The organism is Salinibacterium sp. VpJ6 (assembly GCF_059767345.1).
Map to the genome: position 1 here is coordinate 1,160,758 of NZ_JBSOQL010000001.1, position 20,342 is coordinate 1,181,099.

The 20,342-nt window shown below is 62.5% G+C and carries 20 protein-coding genes; 14 read left to right on the forward strand and 6 right to left on the reverse strand.

Translation table 11 applies throughout. From position 1 onward, the window contains the following. Nucleotides 1-3: 3 nt before the first annotated feature. On the reverse strand, nt 4-3,528 hold the full coding sequence (gene rpoB, locus ACWTV1_RS05730; protein WP_498504449.1) for a DNA-directed RNA polymerase subunit beta: 3,525 nt from the start codon (nt 3,526-3,528) through the stop codon (nt 4-6). 211 nt (nt 3,529-3,739) lie between these two features. Next, a complete protein-coding gene (gene speB, locus ACWTV1_RS05735; protein ID WP_498504450.1) occupies nt 3,740-4,753 on the reverse strand; it encodes an agmatinase in 1,014 nt (337 codons plus the stop codon). A gap of 79 nt (nt 4,754-4,832) precedes the next feature. Between speB and ACWTV1_RS05740 the strand changes: the two genes are divergently transcribed. The 8 genes from ACWTV1_RS05740 to ACWTV1_RS05775 all read left to right on the forward strand — a co-directional run bounded on the left by ACWTV1_RS05740 (nt 4,833) and on the right by ACWTV1_RS05775 (nt 11,042). After that, complete coding sequence (locus ACWTV1_RS05740; protein WP_498504451.1) at nt 4,833-5,699, forward strand: spermidine synthase; 867 nt, start codon at nt 4,833-4,835, stop codon at nt 5,697-5,699. Nucleotides 5,700-6,045: 346 nt separating this feature from the next. Then, on the forward strand, nt 6,046-6,597 hold the full coding sequence (locus tag ACWTV1_RS05745) for an alternate-type signal peptide domain-containing protein (protein ID WP_498504452.1): 552 nt from the start codon (nt 6,046-6,048) through the stop codon (nt 6,595-6,597). A 95-nt stretch (nt 6,598-6,692) separates the two neighbouring features. Continuing rightward, nucleotides 6,693-7,274 (forward strand): TasA family protein, encoded by a 582-nt coding sequence (locus tag ACWTV1_RS05750; protein ID WP_498504453.1) that lies wholly within the window; start codon nt 6,693-6,695, stop codon nt 7,272-7,274. Continuing rightward, entirely contained in the window at nt 7,271-8,224 is a 954-nt protein-coding gene (locus ACWTV1_RS05755) for a hypothetical protein (RefSeq protein WP_498504454.1), read from the forward strand. The genes ACWTV1_RS05750 and ACWTV1_RS05755 overlap by 4 nt, the downstream gene beginning before the upstream one ends. Further along, complete coding sequence (locus ACWTV1_RS05760; RefSeq protein WP_498504455.1) at nt 8,215-9,072, forward strand: hypothetical protein; 858 nt, start codon at nt 8,215-8,217, stop codon at nt 9,070-9,072. Before ACWTV1_RS05755 ends, ACWTV1_RS05760 begins: the two co-directional genes overlap by 10 nt. Then, complete coding sequence (locus tag ACWTV1_RS05765) at nt 9,065-9,757, forward strand: signal peptidase I (protein WP_498504456.1); 693 nt, start codon at nt 9,065-9,067, stop codon at nt 9,755-9,757. The genes ACWTV1_RS05760 and ACWTV1_RS05765 overlap by 8 nt, the downstream gene beginning before the upstream one ends. A gap of 24 nt (nt 9,758-9,781) precedes the next feature. Continuing rightward, nucleotides 9,782-10,249 carry a SprT-like domain-containing protein gene (locus ACWTV1_RS05770; protein WP_341619172.1) on the forward strand — a complete coding sequence of 156 codons (468 nt, stop codon included), beginning with the start codon at nt 9,782-9,784 and terminating at the stop codon, nt 10,247-10,249. Between the two features lie 118 nt (nt 10,250-10,367). Then, a complete protein-coding gene (locus tag ACWTV1_RS05775; protein WP_498504457.1) occupies nt 10,368-11,042 on the forward strand; it encodes a CGNR zinc finger domain-containing protein in 675 nt (224 codons plus the stop codon). 24 nt (nt 11,043-11,066) lie between these two features. Here ACWTV1_RS05775 and ACWTV1_RS05780 read toward each other — a convergent pair whose 3' ends face one another. Both ACWTV1_RS05780 and ACWTV1_RS05785 read right to left on the reverse strand, forming a co-directional pair. Further along, nucleotides 11,067-11,390, reverse strand: coding sequence for a DUF427 domain-containing protein (locus ACWTV1_RS05780; RefSeq protein ID WP_498505036.1), 324 nt, complete (start codon nt 11,388-11,390; stop codon nt 11,067-11,069). A gap of 64 nt (nt 11,391-11,454) precedes the next feature. Then, a complete protein-coding gene (locus ACWTV1_RS05785; protein ID WP_498504458.1) occupies nt 11,455-11,997 on the reverse strand; it encodes a 2-phosphosulfolactate phosphatase in 543 nt (180 codons plus the stop codon). A gap of 72 nt (nt 11,998-12,069) precedes the next feature. On the opposite strand from ACWTV1_RS05785, the gene ACWTV1_RS05790 reads away from it, so the two are divergent. From ACWTV1_RS05790 to ACWTV1_RS05805, 4 genes are all read left to right on the forward strand, one after another. Continuing rightward, the gene (locus tag ACWTV1_RS05790) at nt 12,070-12,570 is read left to right on the forward strand and encodes a hypothetical protein (protein ID WP_498504459.1); all 501 of its coding nucleotides are present in this window, start codon (nt 12,070-12,072) and stop codon (nt 12,568-12,570) included. Between the two features lie 62 nt (nt 12,571-12,632). Next, nucleotides 12,633-13,628, forward strand: a complete 996-nt coding sequence (locus tag ACWTV1_RS05795; protein WP_498504460.1) for a DNA topoisomerase IB — start codon at nt 12,633-12,635, stop codon at nt 13,626-13,628. 121 nt (nt 13,629-13,749) lie between these two features. Then, nucleotides 13,750-14,352 carry a DUF1684 domain-containing protein gene (locus ACWTV1_RS05800; protein WP_498504461.1) on the forward strand — a complete coding sequence of 201 codons (603 nt, stop codon included), beginning with the start codon at nt 13,750-13,752 and terminating at the stop codon, nt 14,350-14,352. A 295-nt stretch (nt 14,353-14,647) separates the two neighbouring features. Further along, nucleotides 14,648-16,339: a DEAD/DEAH box helicase gene (locus ACWTV1_RS05805; protein WP_498504462.1), complete on the forward strand. Its 1,692-nt coding sequence runs from the start codon at nt 14,648-14,650 to the stop codon at nt 16,337-16,339. An 807-nt stretch (nt 16,340-17,146) separates the two neighbouring features. Here the strand turns inward: ACWTV1_RS05805 and ACWTV1_RS05810 are convergent. After that, a complete protein-coding gene (locus ACWTV1_RS05810; RefSeq protein WP_341619163.1) occupies nt 17,147-17,686 on the reverse strand; it encodes an NUDIX hydrolase family protein in 540 nt (179 codons plus the stop codon). Between the two features lie 206 nt (nt 17,687-17,892). Here ACWTV1_RS05810 and ACWTV1_RS05815 point away from each other — a divergent pair, with 206 nt between their 5' ends. Next, nucleotides 17,893-18,765 (forward strand): hypothetical protein, encoded by an 873-nt coding sequence (locus ACWTV1_RS05815; protein WP_498504463.1) that lies wholly within the window; start codon nt 17,893-17,895, stop codon nt 18,763-18,765. Nucleotides 18,766-18,788: 23 nt separating this feature from the next. Next, nucleotides 18,789-19,421, forward strand: a complete 633-nt coding sequence (locus tag ACWTV1_RS05820; protein WP_498504464.1) for an alpha/beta hydrolase — start codon at nt 18,789-18,791, stop codon at nt 19,419-19,421. 109 nt (nt 19,422-19,530) lie between these two features. On the opposite strand, the gene ACWTV1_RS05825 is transcribed toward ACWTV1_RS05820, so the two are convergent. Next, nucleotides 19,531-20,226 (reverse strand): hypothetical protein, encoded by a 696-nt coding sequence (locus ACWTV1_RS05825; protein ID WP_498504465.1) that lies wholly within the window; start codon nt 20,224-20,226, stop codon nt 19,531-19,533. Nucleotides 20,227-20,342: the final 116 nt, after the last annotated feature.

The window sequence follows — 20,342 nt, forward strand, 5'->3', positions numbered from 1 at the left end:
GGGTTAGATCTCGTCAACAGACGAGGATTCGAACCGCGCAGAAATGTTGATGCCCAACTCTTCAGCGGCACGGAACGCTTCATCGTCCGAGTCGCGCAGGTTGACCGTTGAACCGTCTGCCGAAAGAACTTCGACGTTGAGGCACAGCGACTGCATTTCCTTGATGAGCACCTTGAAGCTTTCGGGAATACCCGGCTCCTGGATGTTCTCGCCCTTAACGATGGCTTCGTATACCTTGACGCGACCGAGGATGTCGTCCGACTTGATCGTCAGAAGCTCCTGCAGTGCGTATGCGGCACCATATGCCTCGAGCGCCCACACTTCCATCTCACCGAAGCGCTGTCCACCGAACTGAGCCTTACCACCGAGTGGCTGCTGAGTAATCATGGAGTACGGACCGGTTGAACGAGCGTGGATCTTGTCGTCAACGAGGTGGTGCAGCTTGAGGATGTACATGTAACCGACCGAAACGGGAGCCGGGAACGGCTCTCCCGAACGACCATCGAACAGACGGGTCTTACCCGTGTGGTCGATGAGGCGGTCGCCGTCACGAGTAGGAGTCGTGGAGTCGAGAAGACCCGCGATTTCCTCTTCGTACGCACCGTCGAATACAGGGGTAGCAACCTTGGTTCCGGGGGCAGCGCTGAACGCTTCCTCCGGGAGGTTCTTTGCCCACTCCGGCTTGCCTTCAACTTCCCAGCCCTGCTTTGCAACCCAACCGAGGTGGGTTTCGAGGACCTGACCGAAGTTCATTCGACCGGGGATACCGAGGGGGTTCAGGATGATGTCAACCGGGGTTCCATCGGCCAAGAACGGCATGTCTTCGACAGGCAGAATCTTGGAGATAACACCCTTGTTGCCGTGACGACCAGCGAGCTTGTCACCTTCGGTGATCTTGCGCTTCTGGGCGATGTACACAACAACACGCTGGTTAACGCCCGAGCCAAGCTCGTCATCGTTGTCTGCGGAGAATTCCTTGACAGCAATGATCGTGCCCTGCTCACCGTGGGGAACCTTCAGCGAGGTGTCGCGAACTTCGCGGCTCTTCTCGTTGAAGATGGCACGGAGCAAGCGCTCTTCAGCCGAAAGCTCAGTCTCACCCTTAGGCGTGACCTTGCCGACGAGGATGTCGCCGGGGCGAACCTCTGCACCGATGCGGATGATTCCACGCTCGTCGAGGTCAGCCAAGAGTTCTGGGCTAACGTTCGGCAGATCGCGCGTGATCTCTTCCTTACCGAGCTTGGTGTCGCGAGCATCCACTTCGTATTCTTCGATGTGGATCGACGACAGTACGTCATCCTTGACCAGGTTCTGGCTCAGGATGATCGCGTCCTCGAAGTTGTGGCCCTCCCACGGCATGAATGCCACGAGGAGGTTCTTTCCGAGGGCGAGCTCGCCGTTCTCCGTTGCGGGACCATCAGCGATGACCTGACCAACTTCGACGCGCTCTCCGGCGCTGACGATAACGCGGTGGTTGTAGCTCGTGCCCTGGTTGGAGCGGTCGAACTTGCGCAGGAAGTACTCCTGCGTTCCGCCCTCATCGAGCTGAACAACAACGACGTCTGCAGAAACCTCAGAGACAACACCAGCCTTGAGCGTGGTGACAACGTCACCAGAGTCAATGGCGGCGAAGGCTTCCATACCGGTTCCCACGAGCGGGCTCTCGCTGCGCAGCAGCGGGACAGCTTGACGCTGCATGTTGGCACCCATGAGTGCGCGGTTTGCATCGTCGTGCTCGAGGAAGGGGATGATCGAGGTCGCTACCGACACCATCTGGCGCGGCGAGACATCCATGTAGGCAATGTCTTCAACGGGAACGAGGTCAACCTCGCCACCCTTCTTACGAGCAAGAACGCGGGGCTCAGCGAACCGCATGTCCTTGGTAAGAGGCGCGTTTGCCTGCGCAACGATGAAGTCGTCTTCATCGCTTGCAGTCAGGTAGTCGATGGTGGTCGAAACAACGCCGTCGATCAAACGACGGTACGGGGTCTCGATGAAACCGAATGCGTTGATGCGTGCGAACGATGCGAGCGAACCGATCAGACCAATGTTGGGGCCTTCAGGAGTCTCAATCGGGCACATACGGCCGTAGTGAGAGGGGTGAACGTCTCGAACCTCAACGCCAGCGCGCTCACGGCTCAATCCACCTGGGCCCAGCGCCGAAAGGCGACGCTTGTGGGTCAGACCCGCGAGCGGGTTGTTCTGGTCCATGAACTGCGAGAGCTGCGACGTACCGAAGAACTCCTTGATCGCAGCGACGACGGGGCGCACGTTGATCAGAGTCTGCGGGGTGATGGCTTCGATGTCCTGCGTGGTCATGCGCTCGCGAACAACACGTTCCATACGGCTGAGGCCGGTACGAACCTGGTTCTGGATGAGCTCACCCACGGCGCGGATACGACGGTTACCGAAGTGGTCGATGTCGTCTACGTCGAGACGGATGTCGACCTTCTTGCCATCGCGAACACCCTTGATGCTGGCTGCACCGCTGTCGCTAACCGCAACGTTGGGAGCAGTGGTGTCGTGGAGCGACACCATGTACTTGATGGTGGCAATGATGTCTTCAACGGTGAGGACCGACTCTTTAATGTCGGTGTCGAGACCAAGCTTGCGGTTGATCTTGTAGCGACCAACCTTCGCGAGGTCGTAACGCTTCGAGTTGAAGTAGAAGTTGTCGAGAAGCGCGCGTGCGGCTTCTGCAGCTACCTGCTCGCCCGGACGCAGCTTGCGGTAGATGTCCTTGAGCGCCTCTTCCTTAGTGAGGATGTTGTCCTTCTCCAAGGTGGCCTCGATCGACGGGAAGCCCTTGAACTCCTCGAGGATCTCTTCGCTGGACAGGCCGAGGGCCTTCAGGAAGACCGTGACCGACTGCTTGCGCTTACGGTCGATGCGAACGCCGACCTGATCGCGCTTGTCGATCTCGAACTCAAGCCAAGCACCACGGCTCGGGATGATGCGAGCCGAGTAGATGTCCTTGTCGGAGAGCTTCTCGGGCTGGCGGTCGAAGTACACACCAGGCGAACGAACGAGCTGAGAAACAACAACACGCTCGGTTCCGTTGATGATGAAGGTGCCGCGAGCCGTCATGAGCGGGAAGTCACCCATGAAGACGGTCTGAGTCTTGATCTCACCGGTGAGGTGGTTCATGAACTCAGCGTTGACGTACAGAGGCGCAGCGAAAGTCTTGCCGCGCTCCTTGCACTCGTCGATGGAGTACTTCGGCTCTTCGAGCTCAGGATCGGTGAACGACAGTTGCATCGTCTCACCGAGGTCTTCGATCGGCGAGATCTCTTCAAAGATTTCGTCGAGACCACTGCGTGTAGGCAGATCGGTGCGGCCAGCGGCAACACCATCCGTTACACGCGTTTTCCAGCTGTCGTTGCCGACGAGCCAGTCAAAGCTCTCGGTCTGCAATGCAAGCAGATCGGGAACCATGAGTGTGTCGGTAATTTTAGCGAAAGAAAGCCGCGAAGCTGCGCGGCCATTCTTTGGGGACTTATTGGTGGACGCATCGCGCGCAGCAGCCAAGGAACAACCTCCGTGAACCCCGTCGGGTTCGTCTGTCAAGATGATTGACGGTCGGTAATGAAATGCTCACCAGAATCACCCCGCCGCTATACTCGGGGCACCCAGCTGTCCGCAATATGACTGCTTAATTTGTCTGGGAGCGCAAGGATCTACTATAAGCCGCTATGCCGCGCCGTGTCCACCCGATTCTTGACCTAAATCGAGAATTCGACTAGGGGTTTGCTGTGAGTCCCGCCGCCCGCTTCTTGGCGGCCATGGCCCCGAAGGCCTCCCAGATGAGCCGATGGGCGTTGTTTACAGTGATGTCGGCGTGGTCATAGGCCGGCGCAACCTCCATGACATCGAAACCCACAACATCCGTTTCGAGCACAATTTGGCGGACGATACGTAGCAAATCAATGGGCGCGAAGCCTCCCGGCTCGGGTGTTCCCGTTGCCGGCGCGAAGCCAGGGTCGAGCACATCGATGTCGATCGAAATGTAAACCTTGGATGCTCGCGCCTTCGCCGCCGCGATAATCTCGGGGATCATCTCCTTGACGCCGCGCTCCCAAAACTCCTGCATCATGAAGTGCTTGAGACCGTTATCGCGCATCCACTTCTGGTCTTCTTCTCCCGGCCAGTAACCGCGCAAGCCAACCTGCAAGAAGTTGGGGCCCGGAATGGCGCCCGACTCGATGAGGCGACGCATCGGCGTTCCGTGGCTGGCCAGGTTGCCCTCGAGAATGTTCGCGGTGTCGGCGTGCGCATCGAAATGGATCATGACCACATTGCCGAAACCGTGGTGCTCAGCAACCGCCGTTGCGGCCGGCCACGTGATCGAGTGATCGCCACCAATGACGAACGGAACGATGCCGCGGCTGGCGACCTGCGAGACGCGCTCGTGAATCGCCGCCTTCGATAGCTCCCACATTCCGTGACTCGTGACGGCATCCCCGTAGTCGATGACGTCGAGGTGGTCGAAGATCTCGACGCCGAGGTCGAGGTGATACGTGCCGGGGTCGTAGGCGCTGGCACGTAAAGCACGCGGGCCGAAGCGAGCGCCCGGGCGGTTGGTGGTGCTGTCGTCCCAGGGAGCACCAACGACGGCGACATCCGGCTGCCACGAATCAAGCTGCTCCGGCTCGCTCAGCATCGGTCGCATTCCGAAGGTTGCCGGCCCCACATAGGACTGGGCGCTCAATTGCGCCTTGAGGTGGGGTGGAAGTTCGCGGTTCGCATCAGCCATGCTTCACCGTACCGCTCAGCGGTTCTGGCGCCCGCGAGCGCGGCTGCATGTCTGCACGGAGTGTGGCAAAGTCAATGCCATGGCCGAGCATCCCAGCACCACCCTGAAATTGAGCGGCCACTTTGCCGAGATCGCCCCTGACCGTTGGCAGGATGGCGCCTTCACCCTCACCGTGGACGGCACGCCTCAATCGCACGTCAACATGGACGATCCGAGCCAGCTGTTCTTCGAGTACGTGCAGCGCATGGGCCACGTCATCGACCAGCTTTCGGAGCCCGGTGCGCCCATCACCGCCATTCACCTCGGCGGTGGCGCCCTGACCCTTCCCCGCTACGTCGAGGCCACGCGTCCCGGCTCACGCCAACAGGTCGTCGAGCTGGAGTCGGATCTCGTGGACTTTGTTCGCGCTGAGCTTCCGTGGTCGAAGCGGGCATCCATCCGCGTTCGTCACGGTGATGCTCGCGAGGTGCTGGCAAAGTTCCCGGCCGGGATGCGCGGAGCCGTCGATCTTCTCGTCGTAGACGTCTTCAGCGGCGCCCGCACTCCCGCTCACGTCACGAGTGTCGAGTTCTATGAGGAAGCCATGACGCTCCTGGCACCCGCGGGCGTTGTCGTCGTGAACGTTGCCGACGGACCCGGGCTCGCTTTTGCGCGCAGCCAGGCCGCGACTCTCAAGCACACGGTTGGCCACGTAGCCGCCCTCGCCGAGACTCAGATTCTCAAAGGTCGCCGTTTTGGCAACATCGTGCTTGTCGGTTCTCCGTCGGCCCTCCCCCTGCACTGGATGCCGCGGCTGCTCGCCGGCGGTCCGCACCCCTCAAAAGTGGTCGCCGGCGTTGAACTTTTGGACTTTATCGGCAGCTCTCCGGTGGTCACAGACGCCACTGCGGTGAAATCTCCACCCCCATCCAAAAATATTTTTCAGGTCAAACCGGGTAGAGGATAGACAGATCTGTCCCCTTGTACCCCGATTTTTCTGAGACTTTCGGGGTACAAAGCGTGTACCCCTTTCGCGCGTTTCCGGCGACATCCGCGTACAATCGGGGTATTTCGTCCCCCAAACGGACCCTTCTAGTCCCCCATGGTGCGGACATGGCCTGCCCCCCACTACTGGGGACTGTCCTCCATTGTGCGGACAAGTAGATTCGTTTTTAGGAAGTTGAGCGCGAGGCCCGAACCTCGCGACTACTCATCCCGAGATGCAGGAACCCGAAACCAGCAGCCAGCTTCTGATCCCGATAACCCGAACCACATTCATCCCGGCCTGCACTGCTGCGCCGCGAAAGGAAATCATGAACAAGCTCGTTAAAGGCTCCATCGCAGGTGCAGCAGGAATCGCTCTTCTCCTCGGTGGCGCAGGAACCCTCGCTACCTGGAACTCCGTAGCAACCGTCAGCGCACCGGGAACCATCTCGGCAGGAACGCTGAGCATTGCCGCAGCAACCGGCAGCACCGATGGCTGGAAGCTCGGCAGCGCAGCGACCGTCGCGTCGCCCGCCAACTTCAAGATCGTTCCCGGCGACACCGTCACCTACACGAAGACCTTCAACGTCACCGCAACCGGCGACAACCTGACCGCAACCGCAGCTCTCGGCACGCTCGCCATCACGGCAGCTAGCTCGAGCAGCGCCGACACCGCACTCGCAGCAGCACTCACCAAGTCGGCAACGTTCACCGTCAACGGCGCATCGACCTCGACCGTGAGCACCGCCGCGGGAACGCAGCCCGTTGTTGTCAGCGTCACCATCACGTACCCGAAGAGCCCCACCGCCGGAACCGAGAACGGTTCCAAGCTGGGTGCCGTATCGCTGAGCGACTTCACCATCACGCTCACGCAGAACTAGTTTTACCCCGCTGGGTGGGCGGTCTGGGGGGACGCACACCCGGCAATCCTCTTCACATTTCGTAGTAGTTTTCTCTCACAGAAAGGCGGTGCACCATGAACTCCTCGACAGTTCGCGGATCGCACCGCCTTGACATGGTTAACGGCCGTCACCAGCGCCGCTCAGCATCGTTTCTCACCGCTTTCGGCGGAGGAACCCTCGGCGTAGTCAAAGCAATGGCCGTTCTCGCCATCGCCGTCTCGCTCGGCCTCGTGGGTACCGGCGGAACCTACGCCTTCTTGAACTCCTCCGCTACCGCGACGCCCGGTTCTACCATCAGCGCCGGCACCGCCGCTCTGACCGTCGGAAACCAGTCGCTCAATTGGACCGCACTTGCCCCAGGCAAGTCAGTCACCGGCACGTTCACGATCACCAACACCGGTGACGTGCCCCTCGTACTTTCCGCAGCAATCGCTGCGACGGCAACAGGTTCATCAACCACGAACCCGTTCACCATCTCTGTCGCCAATAGCGCGTGCCCCAGCTCGGGCGTTCCCACGGGAACCCTGAACAGCACGCTCGCCGCTGGCGCCTCCACGAGCGCCTGCCTCGTCGTCACTCTTCCGGCCAACGCGCCGTCAAACGCCCAGTCGACAAACGTCGCCATCACCGCCACGATCTCTGGAGTACAGCCGTGAGCCGCATCGCAGAGCGCACGACCGCTCAGGGCTACCGCGGCATGAAGCGCTCCACGCGCGTCTCGATCATCGCGGGCGTAGCCGTATTCCTCACGCTCGTTTCTGGCGTTAGTTTCGCCGCCTGGACCGCGTCATCCACCAAGACCGCCACCGCCGCCACCGGCGCGGTTGCATTGACGACGGCGACCACCAGTGGCGCCTCCACGATCAGCGCCCTCGGTCCTCACACCTACACGGCCACCAACCAGACCGTGACGAAGCCCATCACCGTGCGCAACACCGGCAGCGTCGAAGCGTCAATCACGAGCGTCACTATTTCTCGTAGCGGAACCCTCGCGGGCAACCAAGTTGCCGTGAAGTTCTGGGTGGGCACGAGCTCCGCCTGCGCCGCTACAACCCCTGTGGTCTCCTCGACACTTGCCGGTGGCACCGTGTCACTGAGCACGCTCAACATCACCCTCGCGTCTACGGGCAGTGCGATCTTGTGCGCTTCCACGACTTTCACGGGCAACATGGTTACTCAGGCCGGCCGCACGACTGATGTGACGTTCGCCCTCAACTCAAGTGCGGGAACGAACTGGAACGCCACGGATGCTGTCGCAGCAGCGGGCCGCTCCTTCACCCAGTCCATCTTCATCAGCACGGCACCGAACGCACCAACCAACATGCAGTGCACCAACGGTTCCAACAGCTCGAGCGTGACCATTGCATGGTCGACGCCATCCGGCTTTGTAGCCCCCAACGGCGGCTACAACATTTACTACAACGGCTCGCTCATCGGTAACACCGCCGACACCACCGTCGGACTCACCGGAAGCGGCGTCAGCGGAACGGTCACCATCCGCGCCGTTGCCTTGGACGGCACCGAATCAGCCGACTCCCCCGGAATTCCGCTCGAACCGCGCTCGTACACCTGGTGGGGTCAAGGATCGGGTCTCGCATGCGGCTAGGACTTCGCCGGGCATCCGGCATCGCCACCGCTGCACTGCTCAGCCTCATACTCGGCGCAACGCCCGCAAGCGCTGCAACCGGCGTTGGCGTCGTTGAACTGAGCGATGACGGCGTGAGCTTCGCCCGCACCTACCCCGGCGCAGTCTTCGACAGCATCGCGCTGCTGAGCCCTGGCGACAGCCAGACCGAAACCATCTACGTGCGCAACACCGGCACTGCGGCAGGCTACCTCCGCATCACCATGCGCGACGTGTCGTTCTCGGACGCTCACTACGCCGATGCCCTCACCGTGACGACCAGCACTCCGAGCAACGCCGGCGCCGCTCAGGCGATCAGCGGCGCCTCGCCCTGCCTCGTCACCACCGAAGGAGTGCTCGTCGCTGCCGGCCAGACCGTGCCCGTGACGGCAAACCTAACTCTCGGCAACTTGACCGGCACTCAAGGTCAAGGGGCTACGGCATCCATTTCGCTTCGCTTTACGCTCTCGGACACCACCCCCGGTAGCTTGCCCGCAACACACTGTGGCAACAGCGGGTCGACGGTTCCGCTCGTGCCTAGCGTTCCGGGCTCCACGGCGACGACGACAGACACCACCGCCAACGGAGTCGGAAACACGTCGGCGCTGCCGGTTCCCACACCGAGCCCGAGCCCCGCGATAACCGACAACGGCATTGACACGGCCAACGGACTTACCCCCACGTTCCCTTCGGGATTCGCGCTTGACCCCAACTCCTGGCGGCTTTACCAGGAGTACCTTGTACTCATTCTGTTCTTGGCCGCGCTGGTCGGCGCTGGAATCTCGTGGATCGCTGGCCGCCGCACACGAAAGGACGCCGACAATGTCTAACCTGACTACCCGTGCAGCCGCTCGCGACTCCGCCAACACGGACGAAGAAAAGTCCCACGGAATTCTCTACTACCTCGGCATGGGGATCAGCGGCGGTCTCTTTGCTCTCGTTCTGCTTGTGGGTGCGCTCGTCATCATCGTTCCCAACCTCGCAGGCGCACTTCCCCTTACTGTGCTGACCAGTTCGATGGAGCCCGGGCTGCCTCCCGGAACGCTCATCGTCGTCAAGCCCATCGATACCGACGAGATCGCTGTGGGCGACGTCATTACGTACCAAATCGAATCTGGTAAGGCCGGCGTGATCACTCACCGCGTCACGGGCATCACCAACTCCAGCGACGGCAGCCGCACTTTCACGTTGAAGGGCGACAACAACGACGTCGCCGACGAACTGCAAGTGCTGCCCGTTCAAGTGCAGGGCAAGCTTTGGTACAGCGTTCCGTGGATCGGTTACGTGAGTAACTTCGTCAACGGCAGCGCCAAAGCGTGGCTTGTTCCGATCATCGCCATCGCCCTGTTCGTGTACGCCGGCTTCATGATCACCAGCGGAATCATCTCGGGCGCCCGCAAGCGCAAGCGTCGCCGGGCTCGCGCTCAGCGCGAAGCCGAGCGTGCAGCATCCATCGAAGCAGCTACTGCCGGGGATGCCGTCGAGCCGGCCGACAACCGCGTGCGGTTGGGCTAGCCCTTCATCGATTAGCCTCGACAGGTGGCTGAACTTTCCCGAGTGCGCGTGTGGGCTGATGCTCTCATTCGATTGCACTTGGATGACAGTTGGCAGTTCACCTTCGACAACGCCAAAACCCGTGCCGGGCTCTGCAATTACACTCACAAGCGCATTTCGGTGTCGCGGTATTTGGCTGCGCGGTATGAGGATGACGAGATCCACCAGATCTTGCTGCATGAGATCGCCCATGCGATGGCAGGCCCCGGTGCCGGGCACGGAGCGCAGTGGAAGGCCGTAGCGAAAGAGCTCGGCTATGAGGGCAAACGACTGCACGGTGGCGCGATCGCCGATGAGTTTGCACCCTGGGTGGGCACGTGCCCCGCCGGCCACAAGCACTATCGCTATCGCAAGCCAACGCGCGTGCTCGCGTGCGGGCTGTGCTCGCGCAAGTTCAGCACGGCCAATCGCATCGACTGGGTGCATCGGGTCGTGTCGCGGCCACGCGGTTAGGTCGTCCCGCGCTTCGCGTTTCGTCGCAGAGCGCGCACGTCGCACGTCGCACGCCCTCGAGTCGGGCCGCGAGCGCAACCGGTCACCGGGGTGTCTCGTAACCGGCGATAATGGTTAGGTGCATCATCCCGAAACCGCTTCCCCGATTGGCACGCCCGCAACTCTGCCCGCCGCCACGTCCTCAAGCACGCCCCCGACTGACAACGCCGGTGGCGCAACTGGCCAGTGGTTCACGTCTCGCTCTTCACGTCAGTGGTGGTTTGATTCGGGTGCGCGTGCGCTCGACTTCGCGTACACGGGCGCTATGGGCGACAACCCCGCGTGGGAGCGGCTGAACACTCCCGCCGATTTAGCGACGTGGCTCGAAGGCCGCTTTGAAGCCTGCGACGGCACGGTCACCGATCGCGATCTCACCGACGCCAAGGGGCTGCGCGAAGCTATCGCATCGATTGCCACCGCGCTCAGCGTGAACGGCACTCCCGATTCCCGCCAGGTCGACATCATCAACCTCTTCGCTGCGACTCCGGATGTTCCGCCCCGGCTGGCCGGCGGAAGCCTTCAGGCCGGTCGCACCCGCGTTCGCACCGGTCAGGCGCTCGCAACGATGGCGCGCGAAGCCATTTTCCTCTTTGGCGAAGAACAGCACGAACGCATCCGTGAATGTGCTGCGGATGACTGCGCGCTCGTCTTCTACGACGAATCACGTTCAAACAACCGCCGCTGGTGCTCGATGCAACGCTGCGGCAACCGCGCAAAAGTGCGCAGCCACCGTGCTCGCAATGCGGCACGCTAACTGCGCACAAAAGACGCTCGTCGATTAGTCGACGAACTGAACCTCTTTCCAGAAGGTGACGTAGTTGGAGAAGTCCTTGCCGACGCGCTCTGCTGCACCCGGGAGGATGTTCGGGTAGCTGAACGCACGGTCCTGGTACTGCTGGCCGTTGGCGCTGACAACGAAGTACTGGCAGTCACCCTTCCACGGGCAGTGGTACGGGGTGGGGCTCTTCACGAGCAGTTCGTGGTTCACGCTGGCCGGCGGGAAATACCAGTTGCCCTCAATCTTGAGGAGATCTTCCTTGGGTGCTTCTGCGATGACGGTGTCGCCGATTACTGCCTTCATACTGTCCTCCGTTGAGTCGATGTCGTGAGTCAATGACAGGTAGCTCAGTCAGTGACTATTCGGTTCAACGCTCACAGCGCGAGGGTCATTCCCGAACGAGTTCCCGACTGTGCTGAACGATGGCAAAACTGGCTGCGGAATTGCTGGCAATGGCGGCATCGAGGGCGCCGCGTCCGGCATCCTGAATCAGCTGCTGGCCCGCGGTGCTCGCCGACAACAAGTGGTTGTGAGCAGACTTGAGGCCCGTGAAAGCAGCGACAGCGGATGCCGCTTCCGGAGAAATGTAGTCAATGCCAGCATCGGCGAGAGCATCCACGATCGCACCCGCCGCGAGGAGGTCGTCGACGGCGAACCCGCCGTCCGCGTTTCCGGCAGCGATGACGGCGACGGTGAAGCGGTCACCTTTGAGTTCTTGTTGCGCGATGACCCACTCGGCGACGGCCGTGGCTGCCCCGGTGCCGGCGCTGAGAACCGAGAATTCTCCGGGCAGCTGGGGAGCGGGCGTGGAACCGTCGGCCAGAGCATCCGCCCACACGACGACGTCGGCGCCGTCGCTCAACTCGTGCGCTTGAGCGCGACCGAAGCCAAAGCGGACCTGGTACTGGGGTTGGGTGCGGGGATCGTTCACTTCTTGAGGCTAAACGCCGTGGCCCGTGAATTCGCACTGGATTACTGATTGTGACAAGAGCACACTAGAGGCATGCGCGTGCTGCTGAAGTTCGAACTCGATTGTGCCCCCGACGACGCTTGGCGCGCCATCCGCAGCCCGCACGTTTTTCAAGAGGTCTCGGCACCGCTCTCGACTTTCACCTCATTGGAAGTTGGCGGCTTTCCGGAGCTGTGGCAAGCGGGCGAGCATCCGGTGCGCATGGCTGCTGCGGGGCTGTTCCCGGTGGGCCAACAAGTGATCGATGTGTCATTCCCGGATGCTCCTGAAGGTGTTCGCATCATGCGTGACAGCGGCCGCGGGCTCAGTGGTCCCCTCGCGCTCGTCGCGCACTGGGAACACTCCATGGCGATCAGTGCCGCGCCCGGAGGCAAAACCCTCTACCGCGACCAACTCATCTTCAGTGCGGGAGTTCTTACTCCCCTTCTGTGGCCGCTCTACTGGGCGTTTTGGCAGTGGCGCGGTGCGGCTCTGCGCCGCCTGGCCCCGTCGTGGAGTTGGGGCACAACAAGAAGAAGTAATCTCAACCTTTAGGTTGACCGTTCTGGCTTCAGCCGTCGGCGTGAGCCGAATCGCAGGGGCGAAAGGAACACGCGGTGCCTCGACTGCGGCGGAGCAACACATCAGGGCGCGGCTACTCGCGCAAGCGATCAGGCAAGGGCTTTAGCTACAGCGACCCTGCCGGCGCGACGGTCACCGATGCCGACCTCAAGTCGCGGTTCGCCTCGCTCGGCATTCCACCCGCCTGGACCGAAGTCTGGATCTGCCCCTACGAGAACGGCCACGTTCTCGCGACTGGCTTCGATGAGGCGGGCCGCCGCCAGTACATCTACCACCCGGCCTGGCGCGAACGTCAGGACCGCGTGAAGTTCGACCGCGCTCTTGAACTTGCCGCCGTGTTGCCGGGCGCTCGCGGCGTCGTCACCCGCACCTTGCGCTCGAGCAAAGACCCTCGTGAGCGCACTCTTGCCGCAGCCTTTCGGATGCTCGACACCGGCTCCTTGCGCGTCGGCAGCGAACGCTACGCCGAAGAACACGGCAGCCACGGCCTCTCCACTCTGCTGTGCGATCACGTCACCGTGGTCGGCGATCGCGTGCAACTCTGCTTTCCCGCCAAGAGCGGTCAACAGTGGGAGAGCGAAATTGTGGATGCCGACCTCGCCGAGTTCATTCGACGCCGCCTGCGCAGTGCTCCCGACGCTTCGGTTCTCTCCTGGCGGGAAGGCCGCGAGCGCCGCTCCCTCACCGCAGCGGATATCAACGACTACGTTCGCGAACGCACAGGCGGTGACTTCACCGCCAAGGACTTTCGCACCCTGCGCGGCACGATCGCGGCGGCATCAAGTCTGGCGGTGAGCGCAGCCGCAGCCGACGTAGCGGTGAAGAAACTGAGCCAGCGGGCACGATCGCGCGCTATTCGCGAGGCGATGGAAGCGGCAGCCGAGGTACTTGGCAACACCCCCGCCATCGCTAAGAAAAGCTACGTCGACCCACGCATCGTCGACCTGTTCTCTGCCGGCGAGACGATCAACCCGCAGCGTCTGTCCTCAGCCGAGAGCGAAGTGCGGGCGCTGCTCTCGCGCGACAAGTAGCGGCCTGTTGGCTGCGCGTTTTGCGATGGCAGGGTTTGCGCTGGCGCGTTTCCCGCGGGCGGATGCTGAAGGCAAGCGCCCCACCAAGCTCGCTGTCGGCTGCGCGGGTTAGCCTGAACTCATGACCGCTCTTGAAGTAGCCGACTGGCGCCGCCGCAACTTTGCTCTCTACGCCGCTATCCGCGAGAACCCGGATGCCGCGAGCGCCCACGCCGACTGGCGTGCGGGACGAGATGAGATGTTTGCCACGCATCCAGCTTCGCCGCTCTTGCCTGAGGACCTGCGCGGCTTCAAGGGGCTGCCGTTTGAGTCGTACAATCCCGACTGGCGTTTCGAAGCATCCATTGTTCCTGGCGACGGTCGCCGCATGAACGTGGAGACAGGAACGGATGGCGTTGTGCCGTTCAACCTGCTTGGCACGGTCGAGATTGAGTCGGTTGGCTCGCTCGATGTGTGGCGCTTGGCGTCGTATGGCGGCGGAATTTTTATCCCCGTGAAGGATGCTTTCTCTCGAGTGAAGGGCGGAACCTACGGTGGTGGCCGCTACCTTCTCGATACCGTCAAGGGTGCCGATCTTGGGCCGGGGAGCACGCCCGAGTCGCTCGTGCTCGACTTCAACTTTGCGTACAACCCGTCGTGCGCCTACGACCCCGCGTGGGCCTGCCCGCTCGCGCAGGCCGGAAACACTCTGGCTGTGCAAGTGCCGGTAGGCGAGCGCTACTAGGGGCATAACTGCTACGCTGGGGGAACTTGCGAAACAATTATGTTTCCCTGCGTCGTAGAACGCTTCCCTCTTCTCGCCCACGTCAATCAGAAACGTGAGGCTCGTAGATAACTTTCTCCGGCGAACTGGAGTAATCCGCGCCGAACGAAAGTTCGAGATCTGACCTGTGTGCCGCATCCGTGCGAAACGCCTGATTGGGTCGGTGTAGATCAGCACTGCCACGTTCAATCCGAACGGTGTGTGCGCCTCCGGTGTAACGCCCATCTGTTACTTATGCCCGAAAGGCACCACCGTTTTGACTGAACAAACTTTTAGCTCGCTTGGCGTACCCGCCCCTCTCGTTGCTGCACTTGCAGCCGATGGCAAGACCACGCCGTTCCCCATCCAACTCGACACCCTTCCCGACACCCTCAATGGTCGCGACGTACTCGGCCGCGGAAAGACGGGCTCGGGCAAGACCCTCGCCTTCTCGCTGCCCATGGTTGCTCGCCTCGGCGGCAAGCTCTCGGGCGGCAAGCGCCGCTCGGGTCGCCCCCTGGGTCTCGTGCTCGCACCGACCCGTGAGCTCGCCACGCAGATCTCTGCTGTGATCGAACCTCTCGCTGCGGCCTACGGCCTCAACACCACCACGATCTTCGGTGGCGTCAGCCAGAACCGCCAGGTTGCGGCCCTCAAGGCCGGCGTCGACATCGTCGTTGCTTGCCCCGGCCGCCTCGAAGACCTCATGAAGCAGGGCTTCGTGAGCCTCGACGCCATCGAGATCACCGTGCTTGACGAGGCCGACCACATGGCCGACCTTGGCTTCTTGCCCGTCGTGACCCGCATCCTCGACAAGACTCCGAGCAATGGACAGCGGATGCTGTTCAGCGCCACCCTCGACAACGGTGTAGACAAGCTGGTTCGCCGCTTCCTCCACAACGAGGTACTGCACTCGGTTGACGAAGCGACTTCGCACGTCTCCGCCATGACTCACCACGTGTTCGAGACCGAAAGCGTCGAATCCAAGCGCGTTCTCATCGAGAAGCTCGCTTCGGGCACCGGCCGCCGCATCCTCTTCATGCGCACCAAGCACCACGCCAAGAAACTGGCACGCCAGTTGACGGATGCCGGAATCCCCGCCGTTGACCTGCACGGAAACCTCTCGCAGGTTGCCCGTGACCGTAACCTCGCCGCGTTCTCCGCTGGCGACGTGAAGGTGCTTGTCGCTACTGACGTTGCCGCGCGCGGCGTGCACGTCGACAACATTGAGCTGGTCATCCACGTCGACCCGCCCGCCGAGCACAAGGCATACCTGCACCGCAGTGGCCGTACCGCTCGTGCTGGTGAAGAGGGCGACGTCGTGACGATCGTTCTTCCGACCCAGCGCAAAGACACCGCAGCGCTGTTGCGCAAGGCCGCCATCACGGTGACCCCGCAGCACGTCAACGCCAAGTCAGAAGCCGTCGTGGCCCTGACCGGCGAGGTAGCCGAATACGTGAAGCCTGCTCCTCGTGCAGCAGCTCCCGTCCGTGGCCAGTCGCAGGGTGGACGTTCGCAGGGCGCAAACGCCCAGCGCAAGCGTTCGCGTCGCGGTGGCGAAGGTGCTGGATTCTACGAAGGCGAACGCGACGGTGCCCGCGAGGGTGGCCGTGGTGGCGCCGGTGGACGTGGCGGCAACGGTGGCGGTGGCGCTCGTGGCGGCCGTAACGGTGCAGCACGCGATGGCGCCCGAGACGGTGCTCGCGAGGGCGCTCGTGATGGCCAGCCCCGCGGCGGCGCTCGTGGCGGCCAGCAGCGTAACGACCGTCAAGGCTCCGGCCGTGGCGCCGTTGTAGCCGGTTCCGGTGCAAGCGAACAGCGTTCAACTCACCAGCCTCGCCAGCAGCAGTCCGAAGCCCCCTCGCGTCCGCGCGGCGGCAAGGGTCGCGCTCAGGCCGGCAACGGCGGACCGGTTCGCGTCGGCCAGGTCGTTCGACCTAACCGTCGCGCATCGAGCAGCGGGCGCTAAGCCTTAGCTCTAACTGGTGCGCGTGAGCGTGTTGCCGGGTGCGCGTGAGCGTGCCGGCGAGCTCGCGTGAGCGTGCGGCGAGCACGCGCAGGCGTGTCGGCGAGCTCGCGTGAGCGTGCAGGCGAGCACGCGTGCGCGTGCGCGTGCGCGTGCGCGTGCGCGTGCCACAGTTTTACCGTCGAGGGCGGCGAATCACCCCCAGCACTGCTGGGGTGGGGTTCGTCGCCCTTCGGCGTTTAAGGGCGCGCTCGCTGATTGGGTGGCTGGGTCGCTGGGTGGCTCGTGGCTGCGCGGCTAGCTAGCTGTCGGGTAGTCCGTCGGCCGAACAGTCCGCCTGATCACCATTTGGAAATTCAGGAAACTCTGTTTCGACCAGCGTTCACGGGCCCGAGTGTGCCCGGATTTCGGGGCATCCAGTCTGGCAACCCACGTGCGCACATCAGATTTCCTGAATTTCCAACGTTGGGCAGCTCCCGTCCCACCCGCGGACGCGCAATGCACAGCAGCAACAACGGCCTACGCACGGGCACGAGCACTAGCTCGAGCCCGAGCTCGAGCTCGAGCTAGTGCTCAGCGCACCACACGCGGCGCACAACGACTCGCCGACCGCGGGCGCGGTCACGCTGCGCGAGCGCGGTCACGCTTCCCTTCGGAAATTCAGGAAACTCTGTTGAACCATCCGTGTGCACGGCATCGCTCCCGCAGAGTTCTGGGCTTTTTCCGCGCCCGTGCGCGAACCCGTGAACGGATTTCCTGAATTTCCAAAGCTTGCCCTCAGCAGACTGACGGGCAGGAGCTAGCTCGCGCTTACGGCAGCACTCCGACGGACGCGAGGGCCGCGCGCAGTAGCGCTCCGCGGCCACCTTCCATGTCAGCGGTAACGTCGTCGGATACCGCGGCGGCGGGGCTCAACCAGGTGAGCTCGAGCGCATCCTGACGTGGTTCGCACGTACCGGTGACCGGAACGACGTAGGCCATCGAGACGGCGTGCTGGCGGGGGTCCGTGAACTGGCTGTCGCCGGGCCACGGGAAGTATTCGGCGACCATGAACGGGGTCGGACTTGCCGGGAGGAGAGGGAAGGCCATGGGGCCCAGATCCTTTTCCAGATGACGGAACAGAGCATCGCGCAAGGTCTCGCCAAACATGACACGGCCCGAGACGAGCGTGCGGGTGATCTCACCGCTGTTGCCGCGCACCAGAGTGCCGACCTCAATGACGCGACCCAGCCCATCCACGCGTACGGGAACAGCCTCGACATAGAGCAGCGGCAGTCGCCTGCGGGTCTCCGCAAGCTCTTCATCTGAAAGCCAAGACGAGTTGGGGTCTGGTGTGCCGACGGAGCTCATGCTCCATTGTCACCTATCGCGCGGGCTTGGCGTGCACGATGTCGTCGGTCGGATGCCGCGGCGGGCCGACCGAGGTGGCCACTAGTCGTCCCCAATCCCGCTTTCACTCGCGCAGTGCACAGCTCGCGCAGTCCCAAGCCGGAGGCAACAGCCCCCGAATTAGCGTTCCTCTCTCAGGCACACGCCTGTCACACGAAAGGGAACCCATGACCGAGAACAGCCCCTCCGCTTCTGAGCCGTCACAGGAAAGCGACGGAGAACGCGCGGCGCCGACAACGGCAACACCGGCATCGGCATCGGCATCGGCATCGGCTGAGGCTGAGGCTGAGGCTGAGGCTGCGCCCACGCCTGCCCGCGTTCCGCTGCCTGGGTGGGCGTGGGCGCTAATCGCGGTCGCGATCATCGTGTTTCTCGCGTCCGCCGCTACGACCACGATCATCGTGACCTCAGCGCTTGCCTCCGCCGGCTCGTATGAGTGTGACGAGTTCGGTGAGTGTTCCGGGAGCGACGCGACTAAGGCGCGACCCGAACCGACGAGTTCCGGGAGCGATCGACCTGCGGTCGACGTGCACGTTCCGCTCGATCGAAGCGCAGTGTTTGAAGGCCAGCCGGTGTGGTCGATCGCTCCCGGGGCTACATGGAAACCAACAACGTTTGATCGCGCTGGCATCAATGTGCTTCAGGATGAGGCCACTGGCTGTCAGCTCGCCACCACCCAACGTCTGGCTTTGCCTGATCCCGACGTTTCGGACGATTTCGACGGTTCTTATGCCGTACTCGTGCGGGAATTCACTGCTTTCCTTGAGGAGGATCCCGACGCGCAACTCCACGATCCGGGCCTGCTCGACATCGCTATCGCGGAGGTTGGTAGCGACTCGACGATTGAGTTCGCCTCGGTCACCATCAGTCACACCAATCCCGACGGAGTTGCCCAGATCACTGAACTGGCAGCCCGATCGATGCTCGGTTCGGAGAGCGAATTGATCGCCAGGCTCACCTGCGACGCCCCAGTGCACAACGCTTTCACTGCACAGTTCGAGGTATTTTCCGAGGTTCTTTCGGTCACACCAACCCCCTAGCCGCGCCGCGTAGGCTTTGTGCCATGCAGATCGATTCCTCCGCAGTGCTCTGGTCGGCCCCCGAACGCGAACGGGCAGGCCGCCCGCTCATCGTGTTGTTGCACGGCTACGGCTCCCACGAGGGCGATCTGTTTGCGCTGGCACCCGCGCTGCCGCTCGGTCCGGTCATCGCCTCGCTGCGAGCGCCTCTCCCCGAAAGCGGCGGGTTCTCGTGGTTCCCGATCGATCTCAGCGGCGGCGGTCTCCCCCAGGTTTCCGGGGTGGATGACGCCGCCAACGCCGTGCTCGCATGGCTCGATGCCCAGCAGTACACGAGCGTGAGCCTCCTCGGTTTCTCGCAGGGGGCTGCGATGTCGCTCCAGCTATTGCGGCTCGCCCCGGAACGCTTCACGAGCGCCGTCGCACTCTCCGGGTTCGTGGCCAGTGCCGAGCACCCGGGAGATGCGAAGCTCGCGAGCATCCGTCCGCCCGTGTTTTGGGGCCGCGGCACTGATGACCCGGTTATTCCTACGGCGGCGATTGAGCGCACCGAAGAGTGGCTTGTTGATCACACCCGCGCCGAGACCCGCATCTATGAGGGGCTTGCGCACGCGATCTCCACCGACGAACTCAACGACTTTGTGAGCTTTCTGCACACGCACGCTGCGAAGGAATAACGCGCCAGTCGAACCTTGCGAAATACAGGGGAACTGCGCCAGTTTCACTCGGCCATAGTCCAACTAGCGCGTTCGCTTTCCCGCCGTCATCCTGTGGCATGCTGCTCGCTCAGTCGTAGAGTCCTTCTGGCCATTGCGGGCAGATCTCGTTGATGTGAAACCACTCATCTTGGGTGTAGTCCACCACGCCGAGGTAGGGTGACCAGCCGTCGTATCCGTCGATGAAGGTCACGCGACTCGGTGGATCTGGAGGCTCGTAGCCTTCGCCTTTGAGGCAGGGTATGAGCTTGTCAATGTAGTAGTCGTAGACCATACCGAGTCGCTCGTCCGTCCAGGGAGTGAGGTATTTTGGGTCTCGAGGGTACTGAGCAGCACAGACATACGCGGCGATCGCGTAGGCCTCTTCCTGACCGGGTGGGATAGTGCCGGAGGAGAGGCCGCCGTCCGGGGTCGCGGAGACATCGGGAAACCCCTCCGCGTTCATGCATTCTGCCTGCACCGATGCCCACTCGTGTAGGTCGATGTACCGGATCAGTGGCACGTCGGGACGCACCGCGTCCGGGAATCGGGCAATGACCGTGCTCCACTCGAAATCAAGCTGTTCTTCTAGCGAGGGTGCAGTCACCGCGCCTTCTGTCGACGTCTGCCCCGTTGGGGACGATGCCTTCGGGCTCTCGTCTCCGCGCTCTGATAGCGGCGTGCAAGCGCCGAGCGCGAGAGCAACGCTGAGGACCGTAATCGCCACTGCGGGCAGGCGCTCCTGCACTCCCCGCACACGGTGCCGATTGTGTTCTGTCGGTTTCATATCACCCTTCCTTCGCGTTGTGGAGCTGGTGCAGTCTCATCTGCTTCGATTCGCGCTGGGCCTATTCCCGCAGGTCATCGCGAATGATAGTTGCCAACTTGAGGAATGATCGGGAG